This is a genomic window from Kitasatospora sp. NPDC057542 (genome assembly GCF_042801945.1).
GTDB lineage: Bacteria > Actinomycetota > Actinomycetes > Streptomycetales > Streptomycetaceae > Kitasatospora.
On sequence record NZ_JBHVFE010000274.1, the window covers coordinates 1 to 11914 of the forward strand.

General features: G+C 76.4%; 11 protein-coding genes, 1 tRNA gene and 1 pseudogene. 8 read left to right on the forward strand and 5 right to left on the reverse strand.

Annotated features, from left to right (window positions below; genetic code table 11):
* Positions 1-546 (forward strand): annotated as a pseudogene (locus tag ACFU7Y_RS28505) (hypothetical protein); the annotation flags it as partial.
* A 32-nt stretch (positions 547-578) separates the two neighbouring features.
* Here ACFU7Y_RS28505 and ACFU7Y_RS28510 read toward each other — a convergent pair.
* From ACFU7Y_RS28510 to ACFU7Y_RS28520, 3 genes are all read right to left on the reverse strand, one after another.
* The gene (locus tag ACFU7Y_RS28510) at positions 579-1037 is read right to left on the reverse strand and encodes a GNAT family N-acetyltransferase (protein WP_380770092.1); all 459 of its coding nucleotides are present in this window, start codon (positions 1035-1037) and stop codon (positions 579-581) included.
* Between the two features lie 210 nt (positions 1038-1247).
* The gene (locus tag ACFU7Y_RS28515; protein ID WP_224285216.1) at positions 1248-2153 is read right to left on the reverse strand and encodes a spermidine synthase; all 906 of its coding nucleotides are present in this window, start codon (positions 2151-2153) and stop codon (positions 1248-1250) included.
* Between the two features lie 105 nt (positions 2154-2258).
* Complete coding sequence (locus ACFU7Y_RS28520) at positions 2259-2774, reverse strand: hypothetical protein (protein WP_380770093.1); 516 nt, start codon at positions 2772-2774, stop codon at positions 2259-2261.
* 264 nt (positions 2775-3038) lie between these two features.
* On the opposite strand from ACFU7Y_RS28520, the gene ACFU7Y_RS28525 reads away from it, so the two are divergent.
* Positions 3039-4658, forward strand: coding sequence for a tetratricopeptide repeat protein (locus ACFU7Y_RS28525; RefSeq protein WP_380770094.1), 1620 nt, complete (start codon positions 3039-3041; stop codon positions 4656-4658).
* Between the two features lie 292 nt (positions 4659-4950).
* Here ACFU7Y_RS28525 and ACFU7Y_RS28530 read toward each other — a convergent pair whose 3' ends face one another.
* Entirely contained in the window at positions 4951-5607 is a 657-nt protein-coding gene (locus ACFU7Y_RS28530; protein WP_224284562.1) for a histidine phosphatase family protein, read from the reverse strand.
* A gap of 227 nt (positions 5608-5834) precedes the next feature.
* Between ACFU7Y_RS28530 and ACFU7Y_RS28535 the strand changes: the two genes are divergently transcribed.
* Genes ACFU7Y_RS28535 through ACFU7Y_RS28545 form a run of 3 tightly spaced genes read left to right on the forward strand, consistent with a single transcriptional unit; the run spans position 5835 to position 10062 of the window.
* Complete coding sequence (locus ACFU7Y_RS28535; RefSeq protein ID WP_380770095.1) at positions 5835-7079, forward strand: hypothetical protein; 1245 nt, start codon at positions 5835-5837, stop codon at positions 7077-7079.
* The gene (locus ACFU7Y_RS28540) at positions 7076-8701 is read left to right on the forward strand and encodes a hypothetical protein (protein ID WP_380770096.1); all 1626 of its coding nucleotides are present in this window, start codon (positions 7076-7078) and stop codon (positions 8699-8701) included. Before ACFU7Y_RS28535 ends, ACFU7Y_RS28540 begins: the two co-directional genes overlap by 4 nt.
* 8 nt (positions 8702-8709) lie before the next feature.
* Positions 8710-10062 carry an AAA family ATPase gene (locus ACFU7Y_RS28545; RefSeq protein ID WP_380770097.1) on the forward strand — a complete coding sequence of 451 codons (1353 nt, stop codon included), beginning with the start codon at positions 8710-8712 and terminating at the stop codon, positions 10060-10062.
* Between the two features lie 9 nt (positions 10063-10071).
* On the opposite strand, the gene ACFU7Y_RS28550 is transcribed toward ACFU7Y_RS28545, so the two are convergent.
* Positions 10072-10398, reverse strand: coding sequence for a hypothetical protein (locus ACFU7Y_RS28550; RefSeq protein ID WP_224284993.1), 327 nt, complete (start codon positions 10396-10398; stop codon positions 10072-10074).
* A 284-nt stretch (positions 10399-10682) separates the two neighbouring features.
* Here ACFU7Y_RS28550 and ACFU7Y_RS28555 point away from each other — a divergent pair, with 284 nt between their 5' ends.
* The 3 genes from ACFU7Y_RS28555 (at position 10683) to ACFU7Y_RS28565 (ending at position 11901) form a co-directional block, all read left to right on the forward strand.
* On the forward strand, positions 10683-11036 hold the full coding sequence (locus ACFU7Y_RS28555; RefSeq protein WP_224284994.1) for a hypothetical protein: 354 nt from the start codon (positions 10683-10685) through the stop codon (positions 11034-11036).
* A 177-nt stretch (positions 11037-11213) separates the two neighbouring features.
* A complete protein-coding gene (locus ACFU7Y_RS28560; protein WP_224284995.1) occupies positions 11214-11759 on the forward strand; it encodes a bifunctional DNA primase/polymerase in 546 nt (181 codons plus the stop codon).
* 68 nt (positions 11760-11827) lie between these two features.
* Positions 11828-11901 (forward strand) — tRNA-Lys (locus ACFU7Y_RS28565).
* The last annotated feature ends 13 nt before the right edge of the window (positions 11902-11914 follow it).

Below are 11914 nucleotides of genomic sequence, written 5' to 3' on the forward strand. Positions count from 1 at the left end.
GGCCCGGCCGACGGGGTCGCAGGGGTCAGCGGGACGGTCGGCGACGCCCTCCAGGAACGCATCCGGGCCGGCGGCCTGCCACTGCCCGGCCAGCGGGCGGCCGTCCCCGACGCCTTCGCACTCGCCTCCGGCCTGCTCGGCACCGTCCCCGCCCGGACCTGGCCCGACCGGCTCCGCGAATCCCGCGGGGGTGGGGCCGCCGACCCGCCCTCCGCCGGCCAACGCCACGCCAGGGCGGCCGCCCGCCCCACCGCCCCCCGGCAGCGCGAGGCCACGGACGGACCGGTGGTCCAGGAGGCGGCGGCCACGGCCGTCGACGAGGCCGCGCCCGTCACCGGGCCCGACCGGACGCCCGGCTCCACGGCTCCCGCCGTACCGGGCGGCGGCAGGAATCCCGAACCGGTGGCCATCGTCGGCACCGCCGCGGCGGCCACCTCCGGTGACGGCCCCGCCACCGCGACCGCCGTCCTCGCCCCCATCGCCGCCGGGCTGCTGCTCACCGGGGCGGCCATGTGCAAGCACCGCGGACTGCCCCGCGGCCACTGAGCGGGCCCGGGCGGCGGCCGCCGGCCCCCTGCCTACGGCGTCGCCAGGTCCAGGACCAGCTGCGGGAGTTCACGCCCCGGGATCGAGCCGGACGGGATGCTGCCGATCCGGGTGGCCCCCATCGCCAGGTAGAACGGCTCGGCGTTCGGGTCGGAGTCGATGGTGAGCCGGCGCAGGCCGAACGCCACGGCAAGGCTCCGGGCCTGCTCGAACAGCGCGCGGCCGATGCCGCGGCCGATCGACTCGGGCTCGACGAAGAGCAGGTCCAGCGACCCGGTCGGCGGTGCACCGGAGAGCGAGACGAACCCCAGCACCCGGCCACCGTCCTCGGCCACCATCGTGGTCGACCGCTCGATCACGCCGGCGTCCACGGCCAGCTCCGCCCGGCAGGCGGCCATGAACGCCTCGTCGTAGCCCCAGTACGCCTTGGCCCGCAGCGCGATGCCGGTCAGCAGCGCGGCCTCCTCCGGCCGGGCCGGTCTGATCTCCATGGCGCCCCCTTCGGGTCGGTGGCCGGATGGCAGCGCCATTGTCGGCCGCGACTCGGTCGTCCGCCAACGGTTTTACGGCGGGCGACTCGGCGCGGAGGAGCACCGGCGGACGCGCGGGACGATGGCTGCCCGGGGACAGGCTCGGCGGGTTGACGCGGCCCACCCGCGTTGGACCTTCGGCCCGGTGCCCGTGCGGCGACGGGCGGGCCGTCAGCGGAACACCCCCGGCGGCGGTTCCGGGGACGGAGCCGCCGTGGCGTCCGTCGCCGGGGTGGCGCCGGCCGCGAAGTCGGTGAGGGCGCGGCCGTGTTCGACCCGGGCGTGGGCGGAGTCGGAGGCGGCGCGGCGGGTGAGGTCGGCGATCGGGAGCGGGGTGTGGGCGGCGGCCAGGACGACGTTGCCGAAGCGCTTGCCGCGCAGCACGGCGGGGTCGGCGATCAGGCACAGTTCGGGGAAGACCGCGCCGAGGGTGGCGACCTGGGAGCGGGCGAAGGGCAGGGCCCCGCCGTCGGCGATGTTGGCGGTGTACCAACCGCCGGGGGCCAGGGCGCGGGCGGCGAGGGTGGTGAACTCGACGGTGGTGCAGTGGGCCGGGGTGCGAGCCCCGGAGAAGACATCGGTGATCACCAGGTCGACGCTGCCTTCGGGGGTGCGTTCCAGCACGCTGCGGGCGTCCGCGCCACGCACCTTGATCTGCCAGCCGCGCTCCAACGGGAGTTCGGCGCGGACGAGTTCGGTGAGCGCGGTGTCGATCTCGGCGACCTGCTGGCGGGAGCGCGGCCGCGTCGCGGCGGTGTAGCGGGCCAGGGTGAGGGCTCCGCCGCCGAGGTGCAGGACGGTGAGCGGGCGGCCGGGCGGGGCGACCAGGTCGATCAGGTGGCCGAGCCGGCGCTGGTACTCGAAGCCGAGGTGGGTGGGGTCGGCGAGGTCGACCAGGGACTGCGGGGCGCCGTCGATCAGCAGCGACCAGGCGGCGGGGCGGTCGCGGTCCGGGCGCAGCTCGGCCAGGCCCGAGCCGACAGGACGGCTGAGCGGGCCTTGGGCGTGGGTGCGTCCGCCCGGTCCGGTGGTGGCCGCCGGCTCCGGGCCGCGCGCGGCTCTGCTGCTTCGTCCCATGCCGGCCATTATCGCCGCCGTGGAGGGACACCCACAGGTCAGGGGCGTGCCGCGGGGACCCGGCCGGAGGCTCACGGGCCCGGCGGGATCCGCGCGGTACGCCTGCTAGAACGGGCCGAGGCCGCCTGCGGTGAGCGTGCAGGCGGCCTCGCAGAGGGCGGAGCGGAGCACCCAGGCGTCGGTGGGGCGCGCGGTGCGGCCGACGCCGGAGGGCGGGATCACCCAGCGCGGGTCGGTGGCGGCGGGCACGAGCGCGCCCGCGGTACAGGAGCTGCCGGGCAGGTGCCAGGTCTCCCAGGTGCCGGCCGGGACGAGGAAGGAGACGGTGCTGCCGTTGCGGCTCTGCAGGACGACTCCGCAGGCGCGGCGCAGTCTCAGGATGTCGACGGCCTCCAGGCCGTGCCGCAGGGCGACGGTCACGGTGTCGCAGGCGGTGACGAGGGTGCCCTCGTCGGGGGCGGCGCGTTCGCGCCGGCGGCTGCCGCGGGGGACGCGGCTGCCCTCGACCGGGCCCCGGCCCGGGGCCCGGTCGTCGCCGGGCTCGGGGAGCAGGGCGGGGGCCGCGCCGGCGAGCACTCCCCCGGGGACGGGTCGGTACTGCGGCAGTCCGGTGGCCGTCATGGGCCCTCCTGTACCTCGTCGGTTCCGGAAGCACAGCCGTTGGGACGGGCCGCCGGGCTGGGACGGGCCGGGGGGCGACGGCATGGGCTTTTCCGCGTACCAGGACAACGCGGCGGGCGCACCGCGGGCCACGGGGCGCCTTACAGCAAGGCATGGCATTTCATGGCAGATATCCCGCAACATCGCCCGTTTTGCCCTGGATTGACGGTCAATGCCCCACCAACCGACTGTGGCCACTCGGTGACTCCGAGTACTCTCGGCGCCATGGCAGCCACCCCACCGGCCGAGCCGAACCGACCGTCCCCCAACACCGTGATGCGCGCGCTGCGCGGCGACCGCTCACCGGGCGAGTTCGCCACGGCCGTCCGCAGAGCCGCTCGCGAGATCGGCGAGCACGTGTCCTGCGACGCCCGCTACGTCGGACGGGTCGAGTCCGGTGAGATCCGCTGCCCCAACTACGCCTACGAGCGGGTGTTCCGGCACATGTGGCCGGACCGCACGCTCGCCGACCTCGGCTTCGCCCCCCGGACCTCCGTCCGCCGCCGCTCGGCGGACGGGTCCGGCGGACGGGTCGAACCGCCTCCGCTCCACCCGACGTTCCCGCCCCTGCCCGCCCCGCGCTCACCTCTCTCCACTCAACTCCCGTACGCTGCCTCGCCGTACGCGGATCCAGCCGCTCCGGACGGGCCCCCGTGGCCGAGCCCCGGCGCGGTGCCCCGGGGGCCCGATGGATCGCCCTATCTCGACGAGGAGAACGACGACGTGCGTCGCCGTACGTTCCTGGCCGGCGGCACCACCGCGCTGGCCACCGTGATCGGCATCGACCGACCGGCCGCGGCCGCCGGCCGACAGGCCGGTGCCGACGGCGCCTCCGGTGCACTCACCGGCCAAGGCGTCCTTCCCGGTGCGGAGTTCACCGCACCGTCGCCGCTCGGCGGCGAACCGCTGGTGCCCGGTCGGCCCTGGCCGGTGGCACCGCTGCGCCGGGTCGGCGCCGCCGAGGTGCTCGGCGTCGAACAGGCCGTCCGGGAGATCCGGCTGGCCGACGACGCGCACGGCGCCGACGCCCTGTACGAACTCGCCGGGCAGTCGCTGCGCAACGCGTACGTGCTGCTCAACGAGTGCGAGTACAGCGCCGAGACGGAGCGCCGGCTCCAGGCCGGGGCGGGCGAACTCGCCATCTCGGTCGGCTGGTTGGCGCACGACTCGAACCGCCTCGCGGACGCCCGCTCGTTCTACTCCGAGGCGCTCGCCACCGCCCGGATGGCCGGGGACTCCGCCCTGGAGGCACACGTCTTCTGCAACAGCGCCTTCCTTGCCCGGGACGCCGGCCGCCCGCGCGAGGCGCTGCGCGCCGCCCAGGCCGGGCAGGTCGCCGCCCGGGGGCTGGACTCCGACCGGCTGCTCGCCCTGCTGACCATGCGCGAGGCCGGCGCCTGGGCGCTGCTCCAGGACCGCGCCTCCTGCGAGCGCGCGCTCGGCCGGGCGTACGCCCTGTTCGACCGGGGCCCCGGCGAGCAGGACCCGGAGTGGATGTCCTTCTTCGGCGAGGCCGAGATCGCCGGCCTCCAGGCGCAGTGCTGGTCGGCACTCGGCGACTGGGACCGCGCCAGCGAGCAGGCCGGGCTGGCGATAACGCTCCAGAAGCCGCACTTCGTCCGCAACCGGGTGCTGTACACCGCCGAGCTGGCCCACGACCGGCTCGGCCGCGGGGATCTGGCGGGTGCGGCGCACCACGGCTCGGCCACCGTCGCACTGTTCGGTGACGTCGGCTCGGCCCGGATCCGGAGCATGCTCGCGGACACCGCCGGACGGCTGCGCCCGCACGTCGCGGTGCCCGAGGTGCGCCGGTTCCTGACCGACTACGACCGGGCGGCGGCCTGAGGCCCGCCTCGCGGACTCCGCCGCAGGCGCTCCTGCCGCCCACGGTTCGGCCGCCGGTGCTCGTTCGGAGGCAGCGCGACCGTGTCGGCCGCCGGACGGGTACGCCCGCCGCCATCGCCGACATCACGTCGAGTGCCGTGACCCCTACCGGCGTCGGAGTCCTCCGGCCCCCGGCCCCGGGCCTGCGCCCGCTCCACTGCGGGCCGGTCCCGAACGGCTGGGAAGCGGCGGAGCGGGCACGGACCGCGCTCCGCCGCCCATGTGCGGACGGCGTCTCCCGCCGGGCCGGGGGTCAGTGCCCGGCGCCCAGGCCCTCCAGGTGGGACAGGTCGTTCCAGACCTCCACCGCCGGAGCGCCGTACTCCCAGGACAGCACGCAGAGCGCGGCAGTGCCGAGCTTGAACCGCTGGGCGAACTCGGGCGGCAGGCCCAGCCAGCGCGCGGTCAGGATGCGCAGCAGGTGGCCGTGCGCGAACAGGACGACGTCCCGGTCGGCGCAGTGCATCACGGTGGTGTCCGGGTCCGGGACGCCGTGCTCGTCCTTGAGGGCGGCCAGGAAGGCGTCCACCCGGGCGGCCACCTCGGAGAGCTTCTCGCCGCCGGGCACCCCGTCGCGCCAGATCAGCCAGCCGGGCTGGTCGGTGGCCCGGATGTCCGCACCGGTGCGGCCCTCGTACCGGCCGTAGTCCCACTCCATCAGTTCCGGACGCTCCACCGCGCGGTCGCCGAAGCCGGCCAGCTCGCAGGTCTCCTTGGCCCGGCCGAGCGGGCTGGTGTAGACGAGCGCGTCCGGCAGCCCGTTCCAGGGGGCCTTGGCGAGTCGGGCGCCGAGGGCCCGGGCCATCGCCCGGCCCTCCTCGGTCAGCGGGATGTCGGTGCGGCCGGTGTGGCGGCCGGTGGCGGACCACTCGGTCTCGCCGTGGCGGACCAGCACGATTCGGGCGGGCATGGGCGGCTCCTCGCAACGGGCGGTGGCAACGGTCGGTCTCACCATTGAGCACCGGGCTCCATGATCCCCCACCCGGACGGCTGCCACGACGCGGGACCGTACCGGCGGCCACGGTCGCACGCCGGTGACCGCGGCCCGCCGGGCATGCGGTTCCGGCCACCCGGTACGTCGCCCAACGGCCGGTCCGCACCGCATTGTCGGACCCGGATGCGACACTGGGCCGCACCATGAACGTCTCGACGAACGTCCCGCCCGGCGGGCCCGCTGAGCCGCTCGCCCAGCGGCTCGCGGAACTGCGCGGACCGGCCCCGCAGCGCAGTCTGAACGCCCGCTCCCTCGCCGCGCTCGCCGCCAATCCGGGCTGCCACCGCCGCGCCGTGCTCGACGCGGCCGGGGTGGACAAGTCGGCGCTGGCGGCCCGGCTCGGCCGCCCCGCCCCCTTCGGCCAGTCCCCCTTCGCCATCGCCCGCGGCGTGATCTTCGAGTCCCGGCTGAAGGCGGACGGCTACGCCCCGCTGCTGGAGCCGCTCCGCCACCACCTGGGCGTCCCGGCGGACGGCCACGCCCCGCTCCGGGTGCCGGACCTGCTGCACCGCTCCGGCCCGGCCGTGCGCGCCGACCGGACGGCCGAGGCGCTGGCCCGGGCTGCCGCCGACCCGGAGGCCTGGACGCTGCTGGACCACCCGATGCTGCGCCTGGAGGTGGCCGGCAGCACCGCCTACCTGGAGCCGGACGCGCTGGTGGTGCACGGCGGGCGGTGCACCGTGGTCGAGATCAAGTCCTTCCCGGTGCTGGACGGCAGCGCGGACCCGACCAAGGTCGGAGCCGCCGCCCGGCAGGCCGCCGTGTACGTGCTGGCGCTCCAGCGGGCCGCGGCCACGGCGGCCGGGCAGCCGCTCGACGAGGACCCGTACACCGAGCAGCGGCTGCCGGGCAGCCCCCGCACCAGCGTGCTGCTGGTCTGCCCGAAGGACTTCGGCAACCGGCCGACCGCGGTCGCCGTGGACGTCCGCCGCGAGTTGGCCACCACCCGCCGCCAGCTGGGCCGGATGACCGGCATCGGCGGGCTGCTGGCAGCACTGCCGCCGGACGCCGACTTCGACCTGGCCGCCGACGAGGACGGCGCACCGGCCCGGACCACCGAACAGCTGACCGCCTCGGTCGAGGCGGTGCCCGCCGCGTACAGCCCGGACTGCCTCTCCACCTGCGAACTCGGCTTCCACTGCCGCGCCCGGGCCCGCTGCGACGACCGGGTCGAGCAGCTCGGCCGGGGTGTGCGCGGCGAGCTGGGCAGCATCCGTACGGTCGCCGAGGCGCTGGCCGCCGCCGGCACGAAGAGCGGCGACCTCGACGGCGCGGACGACGCCGCCGAGCGCCTGGCCTACGCGGCCGCCCTGCGCGCCGAGGCGCTGGGGACGGCGGCCCTGGACACGACGGCTCTGGGGACGGCGGCCCTGGGGGCCTCCGCATGAGTCTGCTGACCACCCTCGCCCGGCTGGAGGCGGTCCGCAGCGGCCGGGCCGAGCCGCTGGCCACCGTCCGGCACCGGCACCTGTCGGAGCGCCCGATGGTGCTGGTCCCGCTGACCGCCGCCGGTGAGTCCGGTGCGCCGCTCGCGGTGATGCTCGGCACCGACCGGGACGCGCCCCGGCTGCACCTGGTGCCGCAGCCGCTCAACCGCACCCTGCGGTTCGACTTCCTGGCCGAGCTGGCCGCCGACCTGCTGCCCTACCTGGAGTCCTTCGCCGAGGACGTCGAGCAGATCGAGGGCTCCGAGAAGGACCCGGAGACCGGCGAGAAGACCCAGGTGTTCCGCGAACTGTGCGCGGACGCCCCGCAGCTGATCGTGCCCAACAGCGCAGGCGTGCACCACCTCGCCCTGATCGGCCGCTCGACCCGTTTCCGCCGCACCACCGAAGACGAGGAGCCGGGGCCCTACCCGGCGCCGGTCCGGGTGCCGCTGCTCGGCCGCTGGCTGACCCACCTCACCGACCGCGCCCAGGTGCCCGGCTCCTCGCTGCTGCTGCCGATGACCGGCCTGCTGGCCCGGCACTGGGCGACCGGCCAGAGCCACCTGGAGGACCAGCACCTGGCGGCCCGGCTCGCCTGGCACCGCCCGCCGGACGGCCTGACCGGCGCGCAGGCGGCCGAGCTGGCCGAGTCCGCCCGGGACGACCGGGGGCAGCTGCTGCACCCGCCGGCCGGCCCGGCCACCGACCCCCGCTTCGACGAGTTCGTGCTCGCCCCGGCGATCGCCCGCTACGACTCCGCCGTGGGCGCCCTGCAGCACAGCGCCGAGCAGCGCGACGAGGCCGCCGCCGAGCGCGCCCGGGCGGCCGTACGGGCCGCGGTGACGGCGCTGGAGGAGGCGCTGACGTCCGTCCTGCTGCCCACCTGGCGGGACGTCTGGCAGGGCCTGGACCTGCTGCGCGCCCTGCCGCCGGCCGGCCACCTGGAGGAGCGCTGGACCGGCGACCGCTGGTCCTACACCGGCCACCGGGACCGGCTGGCGGCCGGCGAGCCGCCGCAGCCCCGGCAGGACGACGCCGTCACCGCCGCCCGCAAGCTCGCCCAGCGCGAGCGCGAGCAGGCCCGCCTCGACGTCCAGGAGGCGCTGGACGACCCGCTGGCGATGGCCGAGCACCGGCTGGCCGGCGAGGCGTTCAGCGGCGTGGTGACGGAGGTGGTGCCGGACTGGGACACCACCGGCCGCTCCCCCAAGCCGCGCCCGCTGGTCACCCTGCGCACCGTCGACCGCCCGCACGCGGACCTCGGCCGGGAGGTGCACCGGGTATGGGGGCCACCCCGTCCGGAGGCCGGGGGAGGTCCGCCCGCACAGAAGGCGGAGATCGTCGCGGTGGACGCCGCCGAGGGCACCCTCACCCTGCGGGTGCTGTCCGGCATGGGCCGCAAGAAGGAGCCGGAGCCGGGCAGTCTGCCCGAGCCCGGCGAGCCGGTCACCTTCACCCTGTTCGAACTGACGGTGCGCCAGTCCGCGCCGCTGCCCGAGCCGGACGACACCCCCTGGACCCACGGCGGCCCGCCCGGCGCCACGCCCGTACCCGCCCCGTCCGTCTCCGAGGAGTGGGAGTGAACCGTCCGATGACCCCCGAGCAGGCCCCGGGCGCGGCCGCCGACGCCGCGGTGGCCCGGATCCTGGCGGCCACCGTCCGCCCGCCGGCCGGCGCCCCGCGCGGCGTGGTGGTGGACTCCCCGCCCGGCGCCGGCAAGTCGACGCTCGTGGTGCGGGCCGCACGCGAGCTGGTCGAGGCCGGCGAGCGGCTGATGATCGTCGCCCAGACCAACGGCCAGGTGGACGACCTGGTCGGCCGGCTGGCCGAGAAGGCGCCGGAGCTGACGATCGGCCGGCTGCACGCCGCGGACTCCCGGCCCGGCCCGGAGGTGCTGAAGCACGCCGGCGTCACGCCCTCCGACAAGGTCGCCGACCTGGTCGAGCACGACGTGGTGATCTCCACCGCGGCCAAGTGGCAGTGGGTGCGGGCCGAGGCCCCGTGGCGGCACGCGATCGTCGACGAGGCGTACCAGATGCGCTCGGACGCCCTGCTCGCGGTGGCCCGGCTGTTCGAGCGGGCGCTGTTCGTCGGCGACCCGGGCCAGCTGGACCCGTTCACCGTGGTCGGCACCGAGCAGTGGGCCGGACTGTCGTACGACCCGTCCAGCAGCGCGGTGGTCACCCTGCTGGCGCACAACCCGGAGATCGAGCCGCACCGGCTGCCGGTCTCCTGGCGGCTGCCCGCCAGCGCCGCCCCACTGATCTCCCGGGCCTTCTACCCGTACACGCCGTTCCGCTCCGGCACCGGCCCGGACGACCGCCGGCTGACCGCCGCCGTGCGCCCGGACGGCTCGGCCCTGGACGCGGTGATCGACCGGGCCGCCGCACACGGCTGGGCCCTGCTGGAGCTGCCCGCCCGGCACACCGTACGGACCGACCCGCAGGCCGTGGCGGCCGTCGCGGCCACCGTCCGCCGACTGCTGGAGCGCGGGCTGACCGCCCACTCCGAGCAGGGCGAGGCACCGCTCACCGCGGACCGGATCGCCGTCGGCACCGCCCACCGGGACCAGGCGGCGGCCGTGCGCGCGGCGCTGCTCAAGGTGGGCGTGCCGGTGGACGGCGCGGCCGGTCCGGCCGTCACGGTGGACACCGCCAACCGCCTGCAGGGCCGCGAGTACGACGTCACGGTGGTGCTGCACCCGCTCTCCGGGCGCCCCGACGCGACCGCCTTCCACCTGGAGACCGGCCGGCTCTGCGTGCTCGCCTCCCGGCACCGGCACGCCTGCATCGTGGTGGCCCGGGCCGGGATCGCCGAGCTGCTGGACGAGCACCCCGCGACCGAGCCGGTGCAGCTGGGCGTCCCGGTGACCTTCCCGGACGGCTGGGAGGCGAACCACCAGGTGCTGCACCACCTGAGCGGCCACCGGGTCCACCTGAGGTAGCCGTCGGGCTCAGTCCTCCGTCTCGCAGACCGCGAAGGCGACCACCGATCCCCGCTGCGCCTGCGCGCTCCACCCGCTCGCGTCGGCGGTGGGGCCGTTGGCGCGCACCGGGCCGTCCGCGTCCGGCTGGAGCCGGTAGCCGCCGCCGGTCAGGTGGGTGCCGGACGGGCAGGTCGCCGTCGAGGCGCCGCCCGGGCCGCTCGGCTCTCCGGTGACCACCAGCGCCGTCTCGGCGGCCGCGGCGGGCGGGGCGACGGAGGCGGCGACGGCGAGCAGGGCGCCCAGTACGGACAGGACGGGCAGGGCGAGGGCCGTGAGGCCCCTTCTCACACGCATGGGGGTTCTCCCGTATCGATGGACGGCCGGTCCGCCTCGATGTGACCGGCCCGCCGGAACGACCGGCGGGCCGGAGCGGCCGGTACCCGGGACAACCGGTTCGCATGCGGTCCGGAAGCGCAGCGCGCGAGTCACACGCCCGGCACGCGCCGGGGAATAGCGCTCGCGTGCGCACCGTTCCGCTACGGGCCGCTGCCGCGAGACAATGGACGGCGGCCACGACCGGGCGGCGCGGCCCGGAGCAGATTCCCTTCACCCCACCCGAGACCCGGAGGTGTCCGTCCATGCCCGACTCCCCAGAGTCGTCCGAGCCCACCAGGCGCCTGCGTCCGGTCCAGCTGCTGTTCGAGCCGCAGTCCGCCGAACCCGAGCCGGAACGATTCTTCGACCTGGAGTCGATCGAGGACCCGGCGGAGCTGCTGCGCCGTTCCACGGAACTGGCCCTGGCCTTCCGGGCGGCCGCCGAGCGGGCCACGGACTTCCAGGCGGTCGCCGCCGCGCAGCTCGCCGACCCGCGCCGGTTCGACGCGCTGTCCGACGCCGAGATCGCCCAGCGGGCGGACTGGACCCCGGACTACGCCGCCAAGATGATCGAGTACGGCCGCACCCTGCTCCAGCCGCGCCGGCACGAGGACTGAGCCCCGGCGCACGCAAGCCGGACACGGGCCACTGGCATATGCGCGGCGGGGAAGGGTACGCGATCCCCCGCCGCGCCGTCCGGCGAACCGCGCTTTCCGTCCCACCGGTGGCACGCGCCGCGCAGGCTGCTCTCCGTGGAGATCTGGACGCAGCAGTCGGTGACGCAGCAGTCGGTGATGTACCCCTCGGTGGAGTACGTCAGCGCGGCCGGGGAGGCCTGGCTGGCCTCCGCCAGCGAGTACCCGCGCAGCATGCGCGCCCTGTGGGAGAGCCGTCCCTGGGCGCCCTCGGTTCTGCCCTGCGGGCGCGCCTTCGACGTGATCAGCATGCCGGCGCTGTTCGGCCGCCGGGTGCTGGACGAGATGTGGACGTCCGGGCCGGGCTGCGGTCCGGTGGCCGTCCATCGGGGACGGATGCTGCTGTTCGTCCAGCCGGGCGCGGCACCCCGGCTGCGCCGGCTGCTGGCCTGGGAGGAGTGGGCCCGGGACGTGCCGCCGCTGCTGTGCCACGGCAAGGGCGACGCGGTGACCGTGCCGCCCCTGCAGCGGGTGCTGAACAGCCCGGACTCCCCCGGGCAGGGCGCCGGCCGGTGGATCGTCGCGCCCGAACAGCGGGAGCCCCGGCTGCCCGGCGCCGCGGTGGTGCTGTGGGCCTGTGTCCGGGCGGCGCGCGAGCCGGGCGCGCCGGTTCCCGCCGGGGCGGCCGTCGTGACCGGGGGGTGAACGCGGGACGACCGGTATTCGATTTTGGCTCGGCCGCACGGCGCTGCTAGAGTCTTCTCTGTCAGCAGGCGCCGCTAGCTCAGTTGGTTAGAGCAGCTGACTCTTAATCAGCGGGTCCGGGGTTCGAGTCCCTGGCGGCGCACAGACAGCCGGAA